Source organism: Mucilaginibacter sp. SMC90, from assembly GCF_022811725.1.
GTDB lineage: Bacteria > Bacteroidota > Bacteroidia > Sphingobacteriales > Sphingobacteriaceae > Mucilaginibacter.
Genome location: NZ_CP094527.1, coordinates 1925753 through 1949857 on the forward strand (window position 1 = coordinate 1925753; position 24105 = coordinate 1949857).

General features: G+C 42.1%; 17 protein-coding genes and 1 riboswitch. Of the genes, 14 read left to right on the plus strand and 3 right to left on the minus strand.

Annotated elements, in window-relative coordinates; all coding sequences use genetic code 11:
* The first annotated feature begins 24 nt into the window (after nucleotides 1-24).
* The 12 genes from MTO98_RS08460 (at nucleotide 25) to MTO98_RS08515 (ending at nucleotide 17568) form a co-directional block, all read left to right on the plus strand.
* A complete protein-coding gene (locus MTO98_RS08460; protein WP_243486212.1) occupies nucleotides 25-2391 on the plus strand; it encodes a GH92 family glycosyl hydrolase in 2367 nt (788 codons plus the stop codon).
* Nucleotides 2392-2456: 65 nt separating this feature from the next.
* Nucleotides 2457-3638: a glycoside hydrolase family 76 protein gene (locus MTO98_RS08465; protein ID WP_243486213.1), complete on the plus strand. Its 1182-nt coding sequence runs from the start codon at nucleotides 2457-2459 to the stop codon at nucleotides 3636-3638.
* 238 nt (nucleotides 3639-3876) lie between these two features.
* The gene (locus MTO98_RS08470; protein WP_243486214.1) at nucleotides 3877-4470 is read left to right on the plus strand and encodes an HD family hydrolase; all 594 of its coding nucleotides are present in this window, start codon (nucleotides 3877-3879) and stop codon (nucleotides 4468-4470) included.
* 47 nt (nucleotides 4471-4517) lie between these two features.
* A complete protein-coding gene (locus tag MTO98_RS08475; protein WP_243486215.1) occupies nucleotides 4518-5024 on the plus strand; it encodes a hypothetical protein in 507 nt (168 codons plus the stop codon).
* A 221-nt stretch (nucleotides 5025-5245) separates the two neighbouring features.
* Complete coding sequence (locus MTO98_RS08480) at nucleotides 5246-5968, plus strand: SDR family NAD(P)-dependent oxidoreductase (RefSeq protein ID WP_243486216.1); 723 nt, start codon at nucleotides 5246-5248, stop codon at nucleotides 5966-5968.
* A 240-nt stretch (nucleotides 5969-6208) separates the two neighbouring features.
* Nucleotides 6209-7225, plus strand: a complete 1017-nt coding sequence (locus MTO98_RS08485) for a LacI family DNA-binding transcriptional regulator (protein ID WP_243486217.1) — start codon at nucleotides 6209-6211, stop codon at nucleotides 7223-7225.
* A 189-nt stretch (nucleotides 7226-7414) separates the two neighbouring features.
* A complete protein-coding gene (locus MTO98_RS08490; protein ID WP_243486218.1) occupies nucleotides 7415-10492 on the plus strand; it encodes a TonB-dependent receptor in 3078 nt (1025 codons plus the stop codon).
* A gap of 18 nt (nucleotides 10493-10510) precedes the next feature.
* A complete protein-coding gene (locus tag MTO98_RS08495; RefSeq protein WP_243486219.1) occupies nucleotides 10511-12226 on the plus strand; it encodes a RagB/SusD family nutrient uptake outer membrane protein in 1716 nt (571 codons plus the stop codon).
* Nucleotides 12227-12236: 10 nt separating this feature from the next.
* Entirely contained in the window at nucleotides 12237-13610 is a 1374-nt protein-coding gene (locus tag MTO98_RS08500; RefSeq protein ID WP_243486220.1) for a sugar porter family MFS transporter, read from the plus strand.
* Nucleotides 13611-13640: 30 nt separating this feature from the next.
* Nucleotides 13641-15116: a family 43 glycosylhydrolase gene (locus tag MTO98_RS08505; protein ID WP_243486221.1), complete on the plus strand. Its 1476-nt coding sequence runs from the start codon at nucleotides 13641-13643 to the stop codon at nucleotides 15114-15116.
* Between the two features lie 6 nt (nucleotides 15117-15122).
* Nucleotides 15123-16091 carry an ROK family protein gene (locus tag MTO98_RS08510; RefSeq protein ID WP_243486222.1) on the plus strand — a complete coding sequence of 323 codons (969 nt, stop codon included), beginning with the start codon at nucleotides 15123-15125 and terminating at the stop codon, nucleotides 16089-16091.
* A 352-nt stretch (nucleotides 16092-16443) separates the two neighbouring features.
* The gene (locus MTO98_RS08515) at nucleotides 16444-17568 is read left to right on the plus strand and encodes a glycosyltransferase family 4 protein (RefSeq protein ID WP_243486223.1); all 1125 of its coding nucleotides are present in this window, start codon (nucleotides 16444-16446) and stop codon (nucleotides 17566-17568) included.
* A 25-nt stretch (nucleotides 17569-17593) separates the two neighbouring features.
* Here the strand turns inward: MTO98_RS08515 and MTO98_RS08520 are convergent, their stop codons facing one another.
* Entirely contained in the window at nucleotides 17594-18055 is a 462-nt protein-coding gene (locus MTO98_RS08520) for an Lrp/AsnC family transcriptional regulator (protein WP_243486224.1), read from the minus strand.
* Nucleotides 18056-18231: 176 nt separating this feature from the next.
* Nucleotides 18232-18415, plus strand: a riboswitch (cobalamin riboswitch).
* Between the two features lie 184 nt (nucleotides 18416-18599).
* Between MTO98_RS08520 and metE the strand changes: the two genes are divergently transcribed.
* Nucleotides 18600-20906 (plus strand): 5-methyltetrahydropteroyltriglutamate--homocysteine S-methyltransferase, encoded by a 2307-nt coding sequence (gene metE / locus MTO98_RS08525; protein ID WP_243486225.1) that lies wholly within the window; start codon nucleotides 18600-18602, stop codon nucleotides 20904-20906.
* 154 nt (nucleotides 20907-21060) lie between these two features.
* Here the strand turns inward: metE and MTO98_RS08530 are convergent, their stop codons facing one another.
* Nucleotides 21061-21285, minus strand: a complete 225-nt coding sequence (locus tag MTO98_RS08530) for a hypothetical protein (protein WP_243486226.1) — start codon at nucleotides 21283-21285, stop codon at nucleotides 21061-21063.
* A gap of 714 nt (nucleotides 21286-21999) precedes the next feature.
* On the opposite strand from MTO98_RS08530, the gene MTO98_RS08535 reads away from it, so the two are divergent.
* Nucleotides 22000-23007, plus strand: a complete 1008-nt coding sequence (locus MTO98_RS08535; RefSeq protein ID WP_243486227.1) for a substrate-binding domain-containing protein — start codon at nucleotides 22000-22002, stop codon at nucleotides 23005-23007.
* Here the strand turns inward: MTO98_RS08535 and MTO98_RS08540 are convergent.
* The gene (locus MTO98_RS08540) at nucleotides 23002-24033 is read right to left on the minus strand and encodes a GntR family transcriptional regulator (protein ID WP_243486228.1); all 1032 of its coding nucleotides are present in this window, start codon (nucleotides 24031-24033) and stop codon (nucleotides 23002-23004) included. The genes MTO98_RS08535 and MTO98_RS08540 overlap by 6 nt on opposite strands.
* Nucleotides 24034-24105: the final 72 nt, after the last annotated feature.

Here is a 24105-nt window from a genome sequence, read left to right on the forward strand (position 1 = left end):
TTAGGAATAAATTAATTAGTTATAATGAGATATTTATCAAAATCAGGGGCTTTATTGTTGCTGGTACTGCCGTGCTGGAGCAGGGTATCAGCACAGGATATATTAAAATATGTAGACCCCAACATTGGTACGGCACACAGCAGATGGTTTTTTTATACCCCGGCTGCTGTGCCTTATGGTATGGCAAAGCTGGCCCCCTCAACAAACGGGCATTTTGGTAACCCGTCAGGCTGGGAAGCCGTTGGGTATGATACCCGTGAAAACTCGATAGAAGGTTTTGTCCATTTTCATGAATGGCAGGTAGGAGGGGTGAGCTATATGCCTACAACAGGCAAACTGATCACCCGGCCAGGCGACCTTGAGCGTAAAACGCCGGGTTACAGGTCGGGCTTTAACAGGAAAAACCAGGTGGCCGAACCGGGTTACTACAAAGTTAAGCTGGATGATTATGCCATTACTGCCGAACTTACAGCCACTAAAAGAGTTGGTTTTCAGCGTTACACCTTCCCTAAAAACAGCCAATCGCATATCATCCTGGATATCGGTAATAAACAAGGCGAAAGTGATACTGTGACAGATGCAGGTATTAAAATGCTTGATGATAAACACTTTGAAGGTTATGTTTATACTTATCCCAAGTATGTAAAAATCTATGACCCGGCAGGCAAAGTTGCGATGTATTTTTATGGTGAGATCAGCAAAAAGCCGGCAACCGTAACCGCATTTTCCACGGGGCATGTTTATGATAATAAACGCGATATTAAAGGCCATGGTGCAGGATTGGCTTTGAATTACAACACCTCGGCAAATGAAATAATTGAGGTAAAAACCGGTTTATCTTATACATCAGTTGAAAACGCCCGTAAAAATTTCGTAGCAGAAGCTAACGGCCTTACGTTTGCGCAGGCTAAGGAGCAGGCGCAAAAAACATGGCGGCAGGAGTTAGGTAAGATAATGGTAGAAGATACCAGCATCACCAACAAAACAAAATTTTATACAGGCCTTTTTCATGCCCTTTTGGGCAGGGGAATAGCCAGTGATGTTGATGGCACCTATCCAAAACATGCGGGGCTTATTGGCCGGTTGCCGGTAGCAAAAAATCAGCAGCTGAAAGCCGAATTCATCAATACCGATGCCATTTGGGGCGGCTTTTGGAATATCACACAATTATGGGCGCTGTCATACCCGCAATGGTATGGAAGCTTTGTAAACACGCAACTGCAGCTTTATAAAGATAAGGGCTGGTTTGGTGATGGAATAGCCAACAGTGAATATGTATCGGGCGTGGGGACAAACTTTGTAGGCCTCGCCATTGCCGGTGCTTATAACGCAGGCATCCGAAACTATGATGTAAACCTGGCATACAAGGCAGTAAAGGATAATGAACTGAAGTATCAAAACCGACCGGTAGGGCCGGGTAAATTGGACATCAAGGCGTTTGTTGATCACGGCTTTGTGCCATTCTTTGATCAAACAGGGCGGGACTTTGTAACTGATTCTACAGGTTCCAATTTTGCCGGTTCACATACATTAGAATATAGTTACAGCGCTTTTGCCGCAGCCCAAATGGCTAAAGCTTTAGGCAAAAACAATGATTATGATCAGCTCATTAAACTATCAAACGGCTGGCGGCAGATATTTAACCCTCAAAATAAGTTGATGCAGCCTAAACGGCTTAATGGAAACTTTATTGAAAAGTTTGATCCTTATCAGCCATGGCGCGGTTTCCAGGAAGGTAACTCCGTGCAATATTCATTCTATGTACCTCAAAACCCAGCCGGCTTGATTGAGGCTATTGGTAAAGATAATTTTAACAAAAGACTTGACAGTATCTTTACTGTATCAGAAAAACAAGGTTTTGGTGGTGGAAAAACCATTGATGCCTTTGCCGGGATCAACTCGATATATAACCATGGTAATCAGCCAAACCTGCACATCAGCTGGCTTTTCAATTTCTCGGGCCGCCCGTGGCTCACTCAAAAATGGACAAGACTTATAGGCGAAGAGTTTTATGGCACCGAGCCGATTCATGGCTATGGTTATGGCCAGGATGAAGACCAGGGACAATTGGGGTCATGGTACGTTATCAACGCGTTAGGATTATTTGATGTTAAAGGACTTACAGATCTGCGTCCCATTATCGAACTGGGAAGCCCACTGTTCACAAAAGCGACAATAAAGCTGGGTACCGGTAAGGTACTGATCATCCAAACTCAAAATAACTCTGCAGAAAATGTTTATATCCAGTCCGCACAGTTCAACAACAAGCGGCTTGACAACTGCTGGATGTACCGTGATGAGTTGATGAAAGGCGGCACCCTGACCTTGGTTATGGGCAAGGAACCTAATAAACAATGGGGTACTAAAGTACCTCCGCCGTCGGCTCAATAGCCATCATTTGCAAGTTGGATGGGAGAGGAACGGATATCAGACCGGAATTTAAAATATCATTAGCAATGTATAAAAAAACTATAATAATTATCGCTGCGCTTATACTTGCCGTAATTCCCCGGCCTTCAACAGCACAGGATAAACTTCGTGATACATATCGGGAGCGGGCCGAAAGTATGTTCGGCAACATATGGATGCGATACCGCGTACATTCAGAAACCGGTTTATTCCTTGAAAGCTACCCTGCCGGGAAAAACGATTCGCTTAATTATTTTCAAGGCGACGCTGTAAAAGAAAAAAAGGTTAGTTTTTTATGGCCTTTTTCGGGCATGTTTTCGGCCGCGAATATGCTTATGCACGTTCCGGGGCTTAAAGAAAAGTACAGGATTTACCAGGATAGCTTAATAGCCGGAATTGAGCAGTATAAAGACTCGGTAAGAAAGCCGGTAGGATACCAGGCGTACCCTGTTAAATTTGAAAAAGCAGATCGTTACTATGATGATAACGGGTTAGTTGGCGTTGATTATATGGAAAGTTATTTCAACACAAAAAATCCACTGTACCTGCAACGGGCCAAAGATGTTTTTAAATTTATCATAAGTGGCTGGAACAATGATGTTGGCGGAGGTATAACCTGGCTGGAAGGGCATAACGACCAGAAGCCGGCCTGCAGCAACGGCATGGCTTTACTTACCGCTTTGAAGATTTACAAGGGAAGCCAGGAAAAATATTACCTGGAGCAGGGTGAACGAATTTATACCTGGATGTACAATTCATTGCGTGATAGTACCACTGGTATTATCAGCAATGACATTAAACTGAATGGAAAGCAAAATCGCACCTTTTGGACGTATAACACCGGTTCGATGATCGAAGCTGCAGTTTTGCTTTACCAATTTACCGGTAAGCAGCAGTTTTTGCAGCAAGCTAAAGCTTTATCGTTGGCAAGTTATAAGCATTTTAAAGCTACATCGGGCGGAGAGGGATTGATGATGCATATCGATGTTCCGTGGTTTGTTACTGTGCTGTTTAGGGGATATGAGGCTTTGTATAGGGTAGATAAGGATGACAGGTATATCGCCGCGATAGAACATGATCTGAATTATGCCTGGGAAAACTCAAAAGACAAATTTGGGCTCACCACTCATAGCTGGTTACCGAAGCCCGGAGAACTGACGAAGCCAAAATGGCTGCTGGATGAAGCTTGTATTGCCGAATTATATGCCCGTTTAAGCGTATTACGCTAACAAGCTTAGCAGTAATAATTAGTTGATTGATATAGCCGCCGGGTTTCAACCCAGCGGCTTTTTAATTTGCTGAAAGATATTTGATAATGTGATTTATTGGGGTACTAAATCAATTTGAATACTTACTCAACCCTGAGTTAAATGATTTGTACGGTGTTTATAAAGTTACTCCCGCCGGAATACTATGTTTACAGTTTCTTAAATTTGCGGTGCAATGCGGTAGATTAAAAGTAAAGGAATGGACTTCGGAGAACTTCAAAAACAGGTAGATTTCATTCATGAAATTGATAAAGTAAAGTACATACAGCGTAAAACCAGGCTGTTTAACAGCGATCGCGCGGAGAATGATGCCGAACATAGCTGGCACCTGGCATTAATGGCCATTGTTTTATCCGGACACAGCAACCAGGATATTGATCTTTTTAAAGTGATCAAGATGTTGCTGATACATGATGTGGTTGAAATAGATTCAGGTGATATCTTTTTATATGATAACGTTGTTAGCCATTCCAATACGGAAGCAGAAACAATAGCAGCCAGGCGGATCTTCGGCCTGCTCCCGCAAAATCAGGCCGAAGAGCTCATAGCAATATGGGAGGAGTTTGAAGCTGGAGATACAGCTGAAGCTAAGTTTGCCCGCGCGATGGACCGTTTTGAACCGCTGCTGCAAAACAGATCAAATAAGGGCGGCACCTGGAAGGAATTCAATGTAACCTACGACAGGGTTGTTCAGAAAAAAAGCGTCATTAAAGAAGGATCTGATTTATTATGGGGCTATTCAAAAATGTTGATTGATAAAAGTGTTGAGGAAGGCATTCTGACCAAAGATTAACGTAGGTTGATAGATGTTAGTTGGGGGCTTTAGTAAAAGTAATTTTTATGAAAAAGGTATTATTTGAAGAATCTCAAAAAAACGTACAGATACTTGCTGTTGTTCCAGCAGTGATTACAACAATCCTTTTTGGTGTTTTAAGTTTTTTACAGGTTTTATTACATAAACCCGTAGGAAATAACCCGGCCCCCGATTGGTTATTGCTGGTATTTTTTTTCGGGAGTATCATTGGGTTCATTGTTTTCAGTTCTCAAAAACTGAAAACCCAAATAAGGGAAGATGAAATTACAGTTAGCTTCGGTTTTTTTGCCAGGAAAAAGGTCATAAATATCAGTGAAGTAAAAAGCATTTCAATCCGCAAATACGATGCTATAAAAGAATTTTTAGGTTGGGGAGTCCGCTTTAATTTAAGTGAAAGATGTTACACTGTAGCAGGGAGTGACGGAATAGAAATAGAGTTAGTTAACGGAAAGCGGATATTAGTTGGGACACAGAAACCCCTTGATGCAGACCTTGCAATTTTAAACTATTTACCAAATAAAATTATCGCCTGATTAGTTTAAACCTCACTACCTGATCCACCGGGCGGTAATTTAATTCGTATTTCAGCAATTAACTTTTGCCTGTTATTATCACTTCTACAAACATTTTTATTCAGGTTTGTTAGTCAGTTAAATATAGTTGTACCGCAAATAATCCAATCTCTTCCATTATTCGTTTATTGTATGTTATTGGCTGGTACGCTTATTTTTGTGGCTTCTTAAAACTATTTATCATGAAAACAGTATTAATAACCGGCGCAAATAAGGGGATCGGTTTTGAAACCGCCAGGCAACTGGCCGCTTTGGGTTATTTCGTATACCTTGGCAGCAGAAACGCAGCCAATGGATTTGAAGCAATTCAAAAGCTGAATACTTTGGGTATTACCAATGCAGAAAGCCTGACCATTGATGTTGCCAATCCCGATTCCGTTAAGCTGGCCAGCCATGAGTTGCAGAAAAAGATCGCCTCTTTGGATATATTGATCAATAACGCAGGTATTTCGGGCGTTATGCCGCAAAACCTTGCCGAAGGTGGTTTGCAAAACCTCCGCGATATATTCGATGTGAACTTTTTTGGGGCTGTTCAAACCACGCAGGAGTTTTTGCCATTGTTAAAAAGATCACCAAAGGCAGCTATCATTAACGTTTCCAGCGAAATTGGTTCGCTTGCCGTTCATACCGCACCGGAAAGGAACCCCAACCGTTCAAGGTACCACGCATATGGCGTATCTAAAACCGCTTTAAATGCTTTTACTGTAATGTTGGCCAATGAACTGCGCGATACGGGCATCAGTGTAAATAGCGTTACGCCGGGATATACTGCAACTGATCTCAATCAATTTGAAGGTACAAAAACAGCTGAGCAAGGCGCATTGCCTATTGTGAAATTGGCTACCGAAGCCGATGAAACTGTAACGGCCAAATTCTTTAAAGATGGCGGCGAGGTTACATGGTAGTGCTTTTGTTTAAAACAGTGAGGTATGCGTGAAGATCTGTTTCACGCATACTAAATAAGTTGATGCCCCAGTCCGCAAGTTAACAGCAAGTATATGTGCTAATTGGGGTGCGGAAAGGCAGGGAGGAGATTTATGAGGTTACAGTCATAAAAAAGTAAGAATTTATTTGCTTTAATCGTTTAAAGAGTTAGATTTGTTTCTATATCTCAATTTAACCGAAGTCTGTAACCAGTTATAGCAGTGAAAAAAGTTGTCCTTAAAGATATTGCGCAACACGTTGGTGTATCCACCGCGCTGGTTTCGTATGTGCTTAACGGGCAGGCCGAAGAAAAACAGGTAAGCAAGGAAAACGCCGAAAAAATCAAATTAGCAGCTATTGAGCTGAATTATCAGCCCAACCAGGTAGCCAAAAGCCTCCGGATGCGAAAAACGCATACCATTGGCCTGGTTGTAGCAGATATTAATTATCGTTTCAGTACAGGTATTACCCGGGCTATAGAAGCAGAGGCCAAGAGGCTCAACTTTACGGTGATTTTTGGCAGCACCAATGAAAATCCTGAAAAATTTACCGAACTAACTAATGTGCTGGTGAACCGTCAGGTTGACGGCCTTATCCTGGTGCCGGGCGAACAGTCTCAGGAGCAAATTATCCATTTGCAAAACTCAGGTACCCCATTTGTCCTTATCGACCGTTATTTTCCGGAGATAGATACTAACTACGTAGCTTTAGACAACTATAAGGCAGCGTATGATGCGGTGACGTACCTGGCGGCTTCGGGCCATAAAAAAATTAGCTTTATTAATTTGGAAACGAGCATGTTCCATTTGCAGGAACGGGATAGGGGATATTTAGATGCGCTAAAAGACCATCATTTGGAAAGCCGCCCGGAATGGCTGGTACATATAAATGGGGATGATTTAGCAAGTGGGATAGGAGCTGCCATTTCTCCGTTGATTAATTCGGCCGACAGGTGTGATGCCATTTTTTTAGCGACAGATCGTTTAACTATCGAGGCTTTAAAGCGACTAAACGCGTTAGGGGTCAAGATACCCGGAGAACTTTCTGTATTAAGTTTTGATGAATCGGATGCCTTTGATCTTTTTTATTGCCCTGTAACACACGGACGCCAACCATTGGAAGAAATGGGTGAGGCTGCGGTAAAAACGCTTGTAAACCTGATCAATAATCAAAAGATAAAAAAGAAGCTGACCTTCCAGGCGGGATTTGTCCCGGGAAAGTCATGTCGTGAACAATAGAATTTTTTTTTAACCCTTTACTTTAATCGATTAAAGTAAAGATGAACCTGAATAAATAACATTTTAAAAAACAGATTATAACACATGAGCCATTTTACAATCTTTTACTTTAATCGATTAAAGTGCATGCCGCCTTAGTCAATTCCCTTTTTAAGCGATTATCAAACCAACATTTAAACCAAATGAATTATGAAAAAAATTTTAACGATCATGCTCATATTCTGTTACGCGGCCTTGTTCGGCCAGCAAAAAACAGTAACAGGAACAGTAACCGAAAAAGAACGGGGGACACCCCTTGCCGGTGTTACTGTAAAATCGGCCACAGCAAGTACCGTAACAGATGTTAATGGTAAATTTAGCGTTACGGCCAATTTAAATACCAATATTACTTTCTCGTATGTAGGGATGCAGTCTTTTAACTACACAGTTAAGGCCGGTATCGAACCTTTGATCATTGCGCTTGAATATCAATCCGGTAACCTGAATGAGGTAGTGGTAACCGGGTACCAAAGCCAGAAAAAAGCAGATTTGACCGGTGCGGTATCTGTTGTAAAAATGACCGACATTAAAGATATTCCCCAGGGCAACGCCACAAAAGCATTACAGGGCAGGGTACCGGGTGTTTACATTACCACCAATGGTTCGCCCGAAGGCGGGGCCACCGTCAGGATTCGTGGTATTGGAACGCTTAACAATAATGATCCGCTTTATGTTATCGACGGCGTACCAACCACGCGCGGATTAGAGGAGATCAACCAGGCAGATATTGAATCATTGCAGGTATTGAAGGATGCATCATCGGCAACTATCTATGGTTCAAGGGCAGCGAACGGCGTTATCATCGTAACAACAAAACGTGGTAAAAAGGGGATCAGCCGTATTGATGTCAATGCGTCATCATCGCTGCAATACTACAATTCAAAGCTTAAAGTGCTTAACACCCAACAACATGGTGAAGCATACTTTAAAGCATCAGTTAATGACGGTACCGACCCCAACAATAACCAGATCTACCAGTTTGACTGGAACAAGGATTTTAATAACCCGGTGCTCAATAAAATAATCCTGCCCGAGTTTATTGACGGTGCCAAAACCATGAAACCTGCCGATACCAGGTGGTTTGATGAAATTGGTCAAACTTCATTATTACAGAATTATAACGTTTCTGTTAGCAACGGCGGCGAAAAGGGAAACAGCTTTCTTTCTGTTGGTTATTATGATAATAAAGGTATAGTTAAGGAAACCCACACCCGTAAAGCAACCATCAGGCTAAATACCGATTACAACTTCTTTAACGGGCGTTTAAAAATTGGCGAAAACCTTAACGTATCCTTTATCAACGACAGGCTTATTGATGTAAACAGTGTGTTATTCACTGCATTGGTTCAAAATCCAATTGTTCCGGTTTATACAGTTAACGGTGGATGGGGCGGCCCGGCAGCAGGCATGACCGATCGTCAAAACCCGGTGCGGCTGATCATGGATAACAAGCAAAACCAAAGTTATTTCGGCCGTATCACCGGCAATGTTTTTGCCGATTTAACTGTTATTCCCGGCCTGCACCTTAAAACCACCTATGGGGTTGATTATGATGGCCTTTATGAACGTACCTTACGTAAATCATATGTTTCGGGCTTTTTGGTTGATCCATCCAACCTTGCAGCTAACTCACAAAACTTTGATGGCAACCTCATCTGGCAAAATACCTTGACTTATGATCTTAACCTGAAAAAACACCAGATCAATGTTTTGGCCGGCCAGGAGTCTATCCATTATATGAACCAAAACTTTTTTGGCAGCAGGCAGGGTTATGCTTTGGAGGATATCAACTACGCCTATCTTGATGCCGGTTCGTCAAATATTCTTAACGGCGGCAATGGGGGGGCTTACTCACTATTGTCTTTCTTCGGAAAGGTGAACTATACCTTTGATAACAAGTATTTGGCATCCGTTACTGTTCGTCGCGACGGTTCTTCGCGTTTTGGTGCTAATAACCGCTATGGTACTTTTCCTTCAGCAACGGTAGCCTGGAGGTTAAGTCAGGAAGATTTCATTAAAAAAATTCCGGCAATCTCTGATTTGAAACTGCGCTATGGCTACGGTCGTACGGGTAACCAAACCATAGGTAACTATGCTACCAACTCATTATATGCAGCCATTTATGGTACCGATCCTACGTTTACCGCCGATAGGGGAACAGCCTATGATATAACCGGTGCAGGTACCGGTACACTTCCTTCGGGCTTTGTTAAGATCCAGGAAGGTAACAATTCATTGAAATGGGAAGGGACCAAAGAGTCGAACTTTGGTATTGATTTCGGCTTGTTCAACCAAAAGCTTTCGGGCTCGGTTGATTATTTTATCAAGAAAACTTCCGACATCCTTATCACTCCCGGCTACCTTGCTGTTATAGGCGAGGGCGGTACAACTACCTTTAATGGTGCATCGATGCAAAATAAAGGTATTGAGGCCTTGCTTACTTACGATGGGCAAATTAACAAAGACCTGAATTTTACAGTGAGCGGCAACATTGCCACTTTCAGAAACAAGGTTACTTATATCCCTTCTGAAGTGATCACTGCCTATCCTGGTAACGGAACCACACAAACTATTATTGGCCATTCCATTAATTCGATATATGGCTACGTAGCCGATGGTTTGTTTACCTCGCAGGATCAGGTGACTAATTCGGCTGCGCAACCGGGCAAAGGTATCGGCAGGATCAGGTACAAAGATCTGAATGGCGATGGTGTGATAGATAACAAGGACATGGATTATATCTCCAATGGCAACCCCAATTTTACCTATGGTTTGAATGTAAACCTTTCTTACAAAAACTTTGACCTCGCGTTGTTCTTCCAGGGTGTACAGGGCATCAAGGTTTACAACTCTTATAAAAACTACACAGACTTCACCTCAATATGGCCGGGTACCAACTGGGGAACCAGGACTTTGAACGCATGGTCGCCAACAAATACCGGCTCAACTATACCTGCGTTGACTTTGGTTGACAGGAACAATGAAGCACGTACATCAACCTATTATTTGGAGAATGGCTCATATATGAAGCTTCGTAACGCGCAGATCGGGTATAATTTAAAAGATGCCTTACGGAAAATAAAAGTTCAGCGGGCCCGGATCTATGTGCAGGCCAATAACCTGTTCACGGTAAAAAGTAAATCATTTACGGCCACCGACCCGGAAAATCCATCAGGCGCTTACCCAATCCCAACAATTACCTCCATTGGTCTCGACCTGTCATTTTAACCCTAAAATTTTAATGAGATGAAAAAATATTTATTACTGATAATTTGCCTGATAGGAACGCTGGGTTCCTGTAAAAAGGCACTTGATGAGCAGCCGCAGGGCGTTATAGCCAGCGATCAGCTAAACACCCCGGAGAATATAGAAAAAATGGTTGTTGCCGCATATGCAGCATTAGGCAACGAAAACCTGCATACATCCAATAGCTTATGGCCCTGGGGTAGTATGCGCAGTGGTGATGCATACAAAGGTGGCGACGGTGTTGGCGATAACAGCGAGTGGAATGATTACGAAACATTTGTAACCAACCAAAATACCAATAGCCTAACCGACCAGATGTGGGCGCAGATCTATAATAACATTGCAAGGGCTAATAACGCCCTGCTGCGCCTTGACAATATAGCGCCATCTGATTTTTCGCTTAAAACAAGCAGGCAGGGCGAAATGCGGTTTTTAAGAGGCAATCATTATTTTATGGCGAAAATATTATGGAACCGGGTGCCATATATTGACGAGAATGTGCCAACTGCAGAGTATATCAAGGTTTCAAATACCGCCATGACCAGCGATCAGTTATGGGATAAGATAGCGGCAGATTTCAGATATGCTGCCAATGTTTTACCCGCAAAACAGGCAGACGCAGGCCGGCCTAATAAATACACAGCATTAGCTTTTCTGGCGAAAACCCTGCTTTACCAGGCGTATAAACAGGATGATAATCATAACATGACCGGTATTGATCAGGCTAAACTAAATCAGGTGGTAGGTCTTTGCGATAGCGTCATCAACTTCAGCGGATATGCACTTGCCCCCGATTTTGGAGATAACTTTTTGGAGGCTACCGAAAACGGCCCTGAATCGGTATTTGCCATCCAGTATTCAAAAAATGATGGTACGCAGTTTGGCCGCATTGATATGGGGCACTCGCTTACCTATCCTATGAACCCCGAATATGGTTGCTGCTGGCAGCATATCCCGAGTCAGGACCTGGTAAACAACTTTAAAACGGATGCCAGCGGCCTGCCCATGTTTACAGGTTATAACAATACAGATGCCACCAAGGTAGCCGATTTTCTGAACCAAACTTTTGATCCAAGGCTTGATCATACTGTGGGGATTCCCGGTCACCCATTTAAATATGTACCTACTTTTGTTTACCAAACCTCCTGGGCACGCGCACCTGCTATTTACGGTTATTTCACCAGTATGAAAGATGATGCCGCCGCCAACGACCCATCATTTCAAAAGATCCCGCCATTTATGTCGAGCTCAAAAAACTGGGAGCTGATCCGTTTTGCCGATGTGTTGCTTTGGAAAGCTGAGGCGCTTATTGAACTAAACAGGCCGAATGAAGCCCTGCCGCTCATCAACATGATCAGGCAGCGTGCCGGCAACAGTACTGCAAGGTTAAAACAGGCCGACGGTAGTTTCACTTCCAATTACAAGGTTAGCTTATATCAGCCCGGCGTAAACTGTGTTTGGACGCAGGATTACGCGCGCCAGGCCTTGCGCCGCGAACGCAGGCTTGAGTTTGCTATGGAAGGTAACCGTTTCTTTGATTTGGTAAGGTGGGGTATTGCCGATACTTACCTAAATAGTTATTTTACGAGTGAGTCAACCAAGCGTACTTATCTCAAAACTGCTAAATTTACGAAGGGGCGGGATGAGTATTTGCCGATCCCGCTTAACCAAATCAATTATAGCAAGGGCTTGTACAAACAAAACCCAGGATTCTAACTAAAAAATTATGAAATTAAAACCTAATGTGCTGCTCATCGCAGTTATTGCGGCAACCGGTGGCCTTTTATTTGGCTTTGATACCGGCGTTATCTCAGGGGCATTACCATTTTTAAAACAGTACTGGCATCTTAGCGATGCCAGTATTGAATGGATCACCACAACAGTGCTTGTTGGTGCAGTTGTTGGCGCTTTAACAAGCGGCAAACTATCTGACATCATCGGCCGCAAAAAAATGATCATTATCAATGCGGTAATTTTCACTGTTGGTGCCCTGGGGTGTGCTTATGCACCTAACGTAACTGTATTGATGATTATGCGCGTTATTATCGGTTTTGCCATTGGTATCACATCATATGTGGTGCCAATGTATATTTCAGAGATTTCGCCTGCCAGGGTTAGGGGGGCGCTGGTAACATTAAATCAGCTGATGATCACTTTAGGGATCCTGCTTTCGTACATTACCGATTACTGGTTATCAAACGATACCAACAACGAAAGCTGGCGCTGGATGTTCCTGGTTGGTTTTGTACCGGCAGCCATTTTGCTTTTAGGCATGTTCTTTTTGCCCGAAACGCCACGCTGGCTTATCAGCAAAAACCGCTGGGAAGACGGGAAGAAAATTATCCTGAAACTGGAAGATCCTGATATGGTAGAAAGTACCTTAGCCGGTCTTCAGGAAGAAATTGCTTTATCAGCACAGCACAAGGTTTCATCGGCCGAGATCCTGAAGCCCTGGCTGCGTGCCCCGTTGATCATCACCGTTGGCATTTTCTTTTTTCAGCAGTTTTCGGGTGTTAATACTATCATTTATTATTCGCCAATCATCTTCAAAATAGCTGGGATAGTAAGTAATACGGCAAGTATAATCCCGGCCATTATCATTGGTGGGGTAAATGTATTGGCCTGCCTGCTTTCGGTATTCCTGCTTGATAAAGTAGGCCGGCGTAAGTTGTACTTTGTAGGCATTTGGGGTATGATCCCTTCATTGGCATTATTGGGTGCATGCTTTCATTTCAAAGAAGCGCTTGGCTCAAGCCTGCCGGTTTTTGCGGTTTTAAGCATTGTATGCTATATTATTTTTATAGCCATCAGTCTTGCCCCACTGGGCTGGCTGCTTATTTCAGAGGTATTTCCACTTAGCGTACGTGGTGTGGGTATGAGTATTGGCTCACTGGCCCATTGGGGCTTTAACGCTATCATAGCATTCACGTTCCTAAAGCTGGTTAATAACCTGGGTATTGATTATACCTTCTGGAGCTATGCCATTATCTGTATTATCGGTGCCGTATGGGGATACTATTACATCCCTGAAACCAAGGGGAAATCGCTGGAAGCTATTGAAAGCCACTGGCGCAACGGCGATGCGCCAAAAGATATCTGATCCGTTTACTTTTTACTTATTTAACATTATATGAAAAAACTAACACTTGCCTGCTTACTATCTGTCATGGCATTTATGGCTAAAGCTCAATTGGGCGTTAAGTACGACCCGACTGTCCAATCGACAAAGAGCATGCAATACTTTAAACCTAAAGGCAACCTTTTTGTGGGCGATTGCATCCCATTCTCAAAAGACGGAACCTATTATTATTACTGGCTGCTGGATTCGGCGCATCACAAAAGCCTGAACGGGCTTGGCGGGCACCAATGGGCTTTGAGCAAATCTACCGATTTGAAGCACTGGGAACAATTTCCGCTGGTGCTTAAAATTGACGAGCCATGGGAAAAATCCATCTGTACAGGATCGGTAGTATACCATAAAGGCAAATACTATGCGTTTTATGCTACCCGCCTGCTCAATGATGGCAAAGTGAACGAGCAACTGAGCTATGCTATCAGCAATGATGGCGTGAACTTTGAAAAGCAAAAACCAAACCCTTTCTACACTTCGGCACCAGGCTACAGTAAAAGAGATTTTAGAGATCCCAAGGTTTTTGTAGACGAAAAAACAGGAGAGTTTCATTTGTTTGTTTCCAGCTGGCAGGAAAACCCGGTAATGAAAAACAATGGTGGCGCGCTGGTTCATCTTTCGTCAAAAGACCTGAAAAACTGGACTGTTCATGAACCCATATTAACCGGCCAGCCCTCTACACCCGAATGTCCTGATTACTTTTTTTGGAAAGGCTGGTATTATCTTGTTTACAGTGACGGCAGTAACACGTCTTACGTAAAATCAAAAAATCCTTATGGCCCATGGGAAGCACCGCGTTACCAGGCCCTGAATGAAGATTGGTCTAACGTGGTTAAAACAGCCGAGTTTAAAAATGGCAGACGGATAGCGGCCGCATGGGTGCCAAACCGCTTTGAAAGCAAAGATGAAAACCATGAAATATTTGGCGGTAACTCATTGTTCAGGGAAGTTTTCCAGGAGGCCGACGGTACATTAGATACCAGCTTCCCGCAAGAAATGATTCCGGAAACAGGAGATGCTTTAAACCTGAAAATTTCAACCGACTTGCAGGCTTCACCGCTTGGCAATAATGGTGCTGCCATTAATTCACCGGGAGGTGTAGGTTCTGCACATATCGAAAATGTGCCGCTTAATGGCCGCATTACGCTTGAAATTGAGCCAATAGGGGCCAATGAAGAATTCGGGCTTTACCTGCGTTCGGGCGAGGGAGCTGCCGGTGGTTACAGGCTTAATTTCTCGGCAGGTAATAAAACGGTTAGGTTAGGTAATACTGTAATAGAAGGCGTTGACGGTTTGGATAAACCTTTCAAAGTGGATATTGTGATGAAAGATGGTATCATAGATGTAGATGTTAACCATAAACGTACCATTGTTAACCGCACCTATGAACAAAACGGAAACTTCGCCTGGTTTTACGCTAAACACGGTAAAGTGAATTTTAAATCGATTTCGGTAAGCCCACTTAAAGAAAATTAAAAATATATGCTGTTAGGATTTGACATTGGAGGCACAAAATGCGCGGTAATATTAGGTAAGGCTGCTGCCGATGGAGAGATCGTTATTGTGGATAAACAAGCCATGCCCACAAACAGGCCGGTTTATGAAATGATTGAACTGCTGTTTACCACGGCCGAGGAACTGTTGTCACAACATAACGTACGTACAGAACAACTGGATGGGATTGGTATTAGTTGTGGAGGCCCCTTAAGCAGTAAAAAGGGTTTGATCCTTTCTCCGCCAAATTTATTGGGTTGGGATGAGGTACCTATTGTAAAAATGGCTGAAGCCAGGTTTAAGATAAAAACCCTGCTGCAAAATGATGCCAATGCCTGTGCTGTTGCCGAGTGGAAATATGGGGCAGGTAAAGGTGTTGATAACCTCATCTTTTTAACATTTGGCACCGGGATGGGCGCAGGGCTCATTCTTGACGGTCGCCTGTATTCGGGGCCGTCTGATTTGGCCGGCGAGGTAGGGCATATGCGACTTGCCGATATGGGGCCGGTTGGCTTTGGTAAAGCAGGGTCATTTGAGGGATATTGCAGCGGTGGCGGCATCGCCCAGTTAGGGCAAATTAAGGCCCGGGAAAAACTGCAGGTGGGTGAGCTGGTAAGTTTTTGTAAAAGCATTGATGACTTGCCTGCCATTACTGCCAAATCTATTGCCGATGCAGCCTTTGACGGTGATCCTGTTGCTATAGAAGTGTACCGGACCTGTGCAGAATATCTTGGCAGGGGGCTTGCCCTGCTGATTGATACGCTTAACCCCGAAATGATCATTCTTGGCAGCATATATGAACGTGCCCGGCAACTGCTTGAGCCGGTTATGCTTGAGGTGATTAACAGGGAGGCTTACAAAGAATCGGTGAGTGCCTGCAGAATTGTGCCTGCCGGTCTCTCCGAAAATATAGGTGATATTGCCGCGTTGTCATTAGCGCTGATCAGTAAAGCATAAATACACTGTCACAATTCGCTTCGTTCTTTATACTATATTAATTGGTTAATGTATTTCGTAAACTCAGTGAAACCGCCGGGCGACGGTAGCTGAGTTTACAAAAAACTTTGATCAGTGCAATAAATGGAGCAATAACAAGGGTTTTTCTATCTCATTAAGTTAAGCCCCAATAGTTTTTAATGGCGTTACTCAACGCTATTATGTTTTAGGCTGTAAAAATATCCTTTAATTCTATGTTATCTGCCTGGTGCTGCGAGGCAACTTTACATAAGGCTAATTCGTAACTATTATTAAATACAACCGGTGTGCTGAGAAAAATAAGTGTAACCGACGCCGGTAACAAGCCTGCTGCATGAAAAATAAAACAAAAGCGTTAGTTATACTAAGCCCTGGTTTCCCGGCAAATGAAACTGATAGTACCTGTATCCCGCCGCAGCAGGTATTTGTAAAAGCGCTGAACGATGTTGATCCTGCATTGCAAATTATTGTGTTGACTTTTCAGTATCCTTTTTTTTCAAGTGAGTATTACTGGCATGGCATAAAAGTAATATCCTTTGGTAACCGGTTTAATAGCCGTATAATTCGCCGTTTTACCGGTTTAAGGGTTTGGTTTACGCTGCTTGCAATTTATAACGATTATCATATTGTTGGTTTACTAAGCTTTTGGCTGGGTAAATGCGCATACCTGGGAAGTTTATTTGCCCGGAAGAAAAAGCTGAAACATTTTACCTGGTTACTGGGCCAGGATGCTAAAATCGGGAATAAATATTTTACTAAGGCAAAACCAACCGGAGATTCTCTAATTGCACTGTCTGATTTCCTGGTGCGGGAGTTTCATAAAAACTATGGCATCAGGCCTGCACATATCATACCTGTTGGCATCGACACTAATATGTTTGGTAATAAAACTTTTGACCGGGACATTGATATTATAGGTGCCGGTAATTTGATTCCGCTAAAACAATATGATGTTTTTTTAGAGGTTATCAGCGAAATGAAGAAAATGTTTCCTTCAATTAAAGCCGTTTTGTGCGGTGACGGCCCTGAACGCAGCCGGTTGAAGGAAAAAGCTGCCATGCTTTCACTTGAAGAGAATATAACATTTGCCGGGAGGTTAGCCCACACCCAGGTTTTAGCTTTGATGCAACGGTCTAAAATATTTTTACACACATCAGATTATGAGGGATTTGGGGCTGTGTGTGTTGAAGCGCTGTATGCGGGCAACCAGGTTGTGAGTTTTGTAAGGCCAATGGATGGAGATATAACAAACTGGCATATTGCACATGATCAGGCTCATATGATAACATTGCTGAAGCATCTGTTATCAACTAACCAGCAAATGTACCAGGCAGTATTACCTTTTCCCGTGCAGGAAAATGCTAAAGCCATGTTGCAGATTTTCAACCAAAACGAGGGGGTAACCTCACCGGTTGTTCCTGCTATGGCTTTAAGGGAAAAGGATGCAGTTGCCGGGTAAGTTATTGGCAGCCTTAGCTAACATCTTAAAAGTTAATATTATGCACGTTTTTTATTTCGGCCATAACAAACGTGCTATGGGTACTACCGATGCTTTCAACCGAACCTAATTTATTAAAAACAAAATCCTGGTAATGCTTCATATCCCTGGCAAAAACCTTAAGGATAAAGTCATAATCGCCAGATACATTATAGCATTCTGTTACCTCGTCGATATTTAGGATATCTTTTACAAATTGATTGCCTATTTTTTTATCATGCCGTTTGAGCTTGATGTTGCAAAATACAATGAATCCCTGGCTAAACTTCTCGGGGTTTAGCAACGCTATGTATTTTTTTATATATCCATTATTTTCCAGTCTTTTTACACGCTGTAAAACAGGTGTTGGCGATAGGTTTACCTGTGTGGCCAACTCCTTAATGGTATAACTCGAATTATTTCCCAATATCCTTAATAACCGTAAATCAATGTCATCCAATCCTTCCATAGCATAAAATTTTTTCAGCGCGGTAAAAGTAGTGTATGAAAAGTATTATTAGCTATAAAAAGTATATATTTTAGCTTTTTTATCCTTTTATTTTATTTCTGTAGATTTTAAATTGTTGGTTGATACCTTTGTAAGGAATTTAAAACTTCTGTTGTAAACAATAAAGTTCTTTACATATTTCACCGATCAGAATAGGTTTTGCTTAACTGCAGATTAATAGGGAACCGTGTGCAAATCACGGACTGTCGCGCAACTGTAAGTAACACAAAAGGTTTTTATTAAACATATCCACTGCTAAAGCGGGAAGGATGATAAAAATTGTTACAAGTCAGGATACCTGCCTTTTCTGTATTGACGATGCTTTCGCGATTAGAAGCTCAGGTCGGGATGAGGTGTATACAAAAGGGGCAATCTCCCAATTGAGGTGTTGTGCCCTGTTTTTGTGTGTACATATTTCTTCTTTTCCAATAAATTTCAGCGCGTTGCATCCCGAAATGGTTCAGGATTTTTTACAAAGATTATTAACCATTTAAAGTTGAACACGATGCAAACGCACAACCTGGGGTACCCGCGGATTGGTAACCAACGACAACTAAAAAAAGCCTCTGAACAGTACTGGAGCGGCAAAATCGACCTGGACGAACTGAAACTTGTTGCCCGAACGCTTAAGGAAGATAATTGGCAAACTCAACTGGATACCGGCATTGACCTCATTCCCTGCAATGATTTTAGTTTTTATGATCAAATGCTTGATATGAGCCTGATGCTGGGGGTAATTCCGGAACGCTACAGCCCGGTATTAACACAGGTAAAGGGGAACCTGGAACTTGATCTTTATTTCGCCATGGCCCGCGGCTACCAAAAGGATGGATTGGATATAACGGCAATGGAAATGACCAAGTGGCTGGATACCAACTATCATTATATAGTGCCTGAATTTACTGCCAAACAGCAGTTTAAGATATTTTCTGAAAAGGTATTTGGCGAATATAACGCAGCTAAGCAGGCGCTTGGGGAAAAAGCCAAGCCTGTGTTGATTGGTCCGGTGAGTTATTTGCTGCTGGGTAAAGAAAAAGAACAGGGTTTTGAACGCATTGACCATATCAAAGATCTGATTCCGGTTTATGTGGAGATCATAAACCGCCTGAAACAACAAGGTGCAGAATGGATCCAGTTTGATGAACCAACCCTGGCACTCGATCTGTCAAAAAAAGAAAAAGAAGCCTTTGATTATGCTTATCGGGCTATCGCTAACCGCGTAAGCGGTGTTAAACTTTTAGTGGCTACTTATTTTGAGGCGCTGCTTGATAATACAGCCTTGGCGGTAAACTTACCGGTTTCAGCATTGCATATCGATCTGGTACGGGCACCTGAACAATTAGATGAGGTACTGGCCCTGATCCCGGCCAATCTGCAGCTTTCGCTGGGCGTGGTTGATGGCCGTAACGTATGGAAAAACGATTATGAAAAATCGCTGGGCCTGATCAATAAAGCCGTTGAAAAATTAGGGGCAGATCGTGTGTTTATCGCGCCATCATGCTCACTTTTGCATAGCCCGATTGATCTTGAATTTGAAACGGCTATTGACCCGGAAATCAAAAACTGGATGGCCTTTGCCAAACAGAAACTCATCGAAGTGAGCGAGCTAAAACAAATAGCCGAAGGAAATCATGATTTGCTAAGGTTGAACAAAGAAGCTGCCGAAAGCCGCCGCACATCACAGAAAGTACACAAGCAAGCTGTAAAAGATCGTGTAGCTGCAATTACCGAAGCTGATGCCACGCGCAACAGTGCTTTCCCGGTGCGGCAGCAATTACACCACGAACGCTTCAACCTGCCTGCTTTCCCTACAACTACCATTGGGTCGTTTCCGCAAACTGACGATATCCGTCAGTTACGTGCCAGGCTTAAGAAAGGCGAGTTAACCATTGCGCAGTATGAAAAGGCTATTGAGGATGCCACGGTTGAAGTGATTCGCTGGCAGGAAGAAATTGGCCTTGATGTATTGGTACACGGCGAATTTGAGCGGAATGATATGGTGGAATATTTCGGTGAGCAACTGGATGGCTATTTGTTCACTAAAAATGGCTGGGTGCAAAGTTATGGCAGCCGCTGTGTAAAGCCGCCTGTAATTTATGGCGACATAAGCCGCCCCGCAGATATGACTGTACGCTGGATCACCTTTGCTGCGCAGCAGACAAATAAGCCGATGAAAGGTATGCTGACAGGGCCGGTTACCATTCTGCAGTGGTCGTTTGTTCGTGATGACCAACCTCGTGATGTTACTACTAACCAGATCGCCCTTGCTATCCGTGATGAAGTTGCAGCGTTGGAAAAAGCCGGGATTGGTATCATCCAGATTGACGAAGCCGCCATTCGTGAAGGCTTGCCGCTGCGTAAAGCCAAACAACCTCATTACCTTGATTGGGCCGTGAAAGCTTTCCGCATTACTGCAAGCGGCGTTGAAGACAAGACACAGATCCACACGCATATGTGTTACAGCGAATTCAATAATATTATCGAACATATTGCGGCGATGGACGCTGATGTGATCACTATCGAAACTTCGCGGTCGCAAATGGAGTTGTTACATGCTTTTGCTCATTTTGAATATCCTAATGAGATAGGCCCGGGTGTTTATGATATTCACTCGCCGCGTGTTCCGGCCACAGATGAAATGGTATCGCTACTGACTAAAGCTGCGGAGCTACTGCCTGCGCAAAACCTTTGGGTAAACCCCGACTGTGGCTTAAAAACCCGTAAATGGCCTGAAACTAAAGCTGCATTAATAAACATGGTATCTGCGGCCAGGCAAGCACGCGAGCAGATCAGCGTTGAGGGGATCGTTTAAATTTTATTACAAATAATGATAAACTGCGGGCAAAAAGTTCGCAGTTTTCGTTTTTTAGCTTTTGTAGAACGTTCTGTTGAGATTGTTTATCGCCCTGATATAAAGTTTTCGAAAATGAACTGGCCGGGTGATTGGACGAACTGTGGTAGTACCATCATTGACGTTGCCAAACACCTTTTACAGATTCGATTGATTTAATATCCTTCGCACTTACACTTATTTGATTAATATCTTTAATAAAAGAAAAAAAGAGCAGGCCATCGGCGTAACCCTGAAAAATGACAATAGATTTAAATTTATTCAATTGTATGTTGATAAGGCTGATGTTTGGCATCAAATCGCAATTTTCAATAAACTCTGAGATCGTGGGAGTTTCCATATTTTAAGGTCAAAACATTTTTAACTGGTTCATTTTCAATGTGTATATAAACGGATTAACATTTATTGTTAAGCATTGTTTCGCATTAAAACGGCTGTTTATGCTTGTTGATATCCTGTTTGCGAAAAAACTTTGCAACAAGTTTGTTATATTTTGATAATGATAGCTTAACTATGGCTTAATTTAATTCGGTAGAGTCCGTATTTTTTTAGTTCACAGGGCTTTACGCTATAACGTGCTAACTGCCTTTTGAAAACTCTGCAGTAAATGCTTTGTTGTGTCAAATGCAGCCTGAGCAGCCGGTTTAAGCAAAAAACATCAATAATTTTATGTTAATGAAAAGCATATGTAAAGTTGATACCCTTCGCCGCACTACAATAAGGGTTCACCCTGCCCGGTCATGAACATCTTTTTTCTGTTAGTGGCATCACTTATTTTTGTTGGATTTTTTACCTGAAACCGTAAAATCTGATGTTTTTAAAAACGTCTGAATTTAAGTATCCGTAACAATACTTTTAAATGACCTTAATTATCATAAATTTACCGAAAAGAGGTCTCCGGTTTCTGATAAAAGAAAATAACCGGCACCGTCTCATAATCCCAATATTTTAGTTTAATAACATATTTTATATTTTCATTGCTTTATAGCCGGCTTTGAACAATTTAGAGGATTAGCCAAAACGGCTGTTGTAAACCAATTATAAACAAAGCAGAATGCAAACAAAGCAAAGAGCTAATTACGGAGTAAAATCCCTGGTACAGCAAATTGTCGGATCTATCAGTAAAAATATAGATAAGGGGGTTTACCGGAAAAATGAAAAGCTGCTATCAATAAATACATACAGCAAACAACACGGTGTAGCAAGGGATACCATTGAAAAAGCTTATTTGATACTTAAGAACAATGGTTACATCCGTTCGGTTTCTGGCAAAGGCTATTTTGTAGTTGGCAAGCCCGATGTGAGGATAAAAGTACTTTTGCTGTTCAATAAGTTGAGTTCTTATAAAAAAACAGTTTATGATACCATAGTACGTACTCTGGGGGATAAGGCTAAAGTTGACCTTCATATTCATCATTACAATCCTGCTTTACTTGAAGAAAGTATAGATGCTAATTTGGGCAACTACCACTATTATGTTGTTATGCCGCATTTTTTTGATTATAGTAATGAACAGGAATATTTGGCTATTTTAAAAAAGATCCCAATTGACCAGTTAATTTTGCTGGATAAAGACTTGCCAAAGTTAGCCAAGCAATCGGCTGTTTTTCAGGATTTTCGTAACGATATTTACGGCGCGTTGAAGGTGGTGACCGACCTCATTGCCAAATACGAAAAATTAATTATTATATACCCTTTAGACCGCCACCATCCACCCGAAATTAAGGATGGCATTATGCAGTTTTGCGAAGAAAACAACAAAAAATTTGAAGTAATTGACGCATTTAAAGCAGAAGATCTCAAAAAGAGTGCTGTTTACATTGTGCTTACCGAAAATGACCTTGCCGATTTGATTAAAGGCGCACGGGCAAGCGGTTATGAATTAGGTAAAGACGTTGGCGTAATATCTTTTAACGAAACCGTATTTAAAGAATTATTGGATATTACTGTTATCACAACCGATTTTGAAGAAATGGGCCGAAAAACGGCAGAGTTGATGCTGCAAAATAAAGCGGCTGTTATAAAAAATGCGTTTAAAATAATTATCAGAAAATCATTATAAAGAAGCCCTGAGTGTAAGGTAAAAAGGCACCTCATATCGTCCTGTTGAGCCGTTTTTAATAATATTTGCAGTCATTTTTCCCATTTCTTCAAAATCGGTTGATATGGTGGTTAAACCATTCAGGATGATCTTTTTTAACGGGGTTTCATTGTAAGATATTACGCCAACGTCTTTGCCTATCTTCAACTCTGTAGCCAGGATCCTTTCAATCAAAACCACCAGGTCGTTTTCCATAAGGTTAATGAATACATCGCCTTCATTTATCGGTTCTCCATGTATGTCATGAACAACCTTGTAAGTAAATGCATATTGAATACAGAAGCTAAAAAAGCCTTTCAAAATTTCACCCGGAAAATAAGTGTATTCCGGGAAGATGATCTTTAGGGTGTGATAATTTCTTAGTTGCGGTAAAGCTTCTTCCAGTGCCTGGAAAATATCTTTTTCAAAATTTTCGTATACCGCAGCAAAATCACCTTTTATGCCAGGTACCAATTTATCGAGTATTATAAGTTTTTCTTTCGGCAGCGTATTAATAATGTCATGAACGTTTTCACCGCCGTCCATAAAGTGCGGCAGGATCACGTAATGGGTATAATCGTTGCTATTGTTTTGGAGTAATTTCTTGAAAAACTCAAAGTCGTTATTGTATATATAGAAATCGATTGCAGCCTCATGTCCAAGGCCGTCAACTATGGCATCATAAACCAGCTTTTTATGGGTACTTAATTTATTAAATATTAAAAATACCTTGAATTGTTGCCCGGCCTCAGTGTTTTTGATGTAGTACCCCTTGCCGGGTACTGAGCCAAGCAGGCCTATTGATTTCAGGTGTTTATAAGCCTTTTCAGCGGTATCACGTGATATTTCAAAATTGCAGTTTAACTCATTGATTGAAGGCAGCGTTTCGTTGATGATCAACTTTCCCTCACGTACGCTTTTGATTATCGAGTTAGCTAACTGAACGTATTTGGGGGTAGATGAATAATAATCAATGTAGATGTATTCTAAAAATCGTGAAGACTTCATAACTATTAATTATAAATGAGAACTGGCCACCGGCAAAAAATTTAAAGTTATTAAAATTCAGTCTTTTTATTA

What these genes read in the sequence shown, in the direction of transcription:
- metE (WP_243486225.1), top strand. Translation starts at nt 18,600, where the DNA reads ATGCAAACGCACAACCTGGGGTACCCGCGGATTGGTAACCAACGACAA.
- MTO98_RS08540 (WP_243486228.1), bottom strand. Translation starts at nt 24,033, where the DNA reads ATGAAGTCTTCACGATTTTTAGAATACATCTACATTGATTATTATTCA.
- MTO98_RS08505 (WP_243486221.1), top strand. Translation starts at nt 13,641, where the DNA reads ATGAAAAAACTAACACTTGCCTGCTTACTATCTGTCATGGCATTTATG.
- MTO98_RS08475 (WP_243486215.1), top strand. Translation starts at nt 4,518, where the DNA reads ATGAAAAAGGTATTATTTGAAGAATCTCAAAAAAACGTACAGATACTT.
- MTO98_RS08515 (WP_243486223.1), top strand. Translation starts at nt 16,444, where the DNA reads ATGAAAAATAAAACAAAAGCGTTAGTTATACTAAGCCCTGGTTTCCCG.
- MTO98_RS08470 (WP_243486214.1), top strand. Translation starts at nt 3,877, where the DNA reads ATGGACTTCGGAGAACTTCAAAAACAGGTAGATTTCATTCATGAAATT.
- MTO98_RS08465 (WP_243486213.1), top strand. Translation starts at nt 2,457, where the DNA reads ATGTATAAAAAAACTATAATAATTATCGCTGCGCTTATACTTGCCGTA.
- MTO98_RS08495 (WP_243486219.1), top strand. Translation starts at nt 10,511, where the DNA reads ATGAAAAAATATTTATTACTGATAATTTGCCTGATAGGAACGCTGGGT.
- MTO98_RS08490 (WP_243486218.1), top strand. Translation starts at nt 7,415, where the DNA reads ATGAAAAAAATTTTAACGATCATGCTCATATTCTGTTACGCGGCCTTG.
- MTO98_RS08500 (WP_243486220.1), top strand. Translation starts at nt 12,237, where the DNA reads ATGAAATTAAAACCTAATGTGCTGCTCATCGCAGTTATTGCGGCAACC.
- MTO98_RS08530 (WP_243486226.1), bottom strand. Translation starts at nt 21,285, where the DNA reads ATGGAAACTCCCACGATCTCAGAGTTTATTGAAAATTGCGATTTGATG.
- MTO98_RS08460 (WP_243486212.1), top strand. Translation starts at nt 25, where the DNA reads ATGAGATATTTATCAAAATCAGGGGCTTTATTGTTGCTGGTACTGCCG.
- MTO98_RS08510 (WP_243486222.1), top strand. Translation starts at nt 15,123, where the DNA reads ATGCTGTTAGGATTTGACATTGGAGGCACAAAATGCGCGGTAATATTA.
- MTO98_RS08480 (WP_243486216.1), top strand. Translation starts at nt 5,246, where the DNA reads ATGAAAACAGTATTAATAACCGGCGCAAATAAGGGGATCGGTTTTGAA.
- MTO98_RS08520 (WP_243486224.1), bottom strand. Translation starts at nt 18,055, where the DNA reads ATGGAAGGATTGGATGACATTGATTTACGGTTATTAAGGATATTGGGA.
- MTO98_RS08535 (WP_243486227.1), top strand. Translation starts at nt 22,000, where the DNA reads ATGCAAACAAAGCAAAGAGCTAATTACGGAGTAAAATCCCTGGTACAG.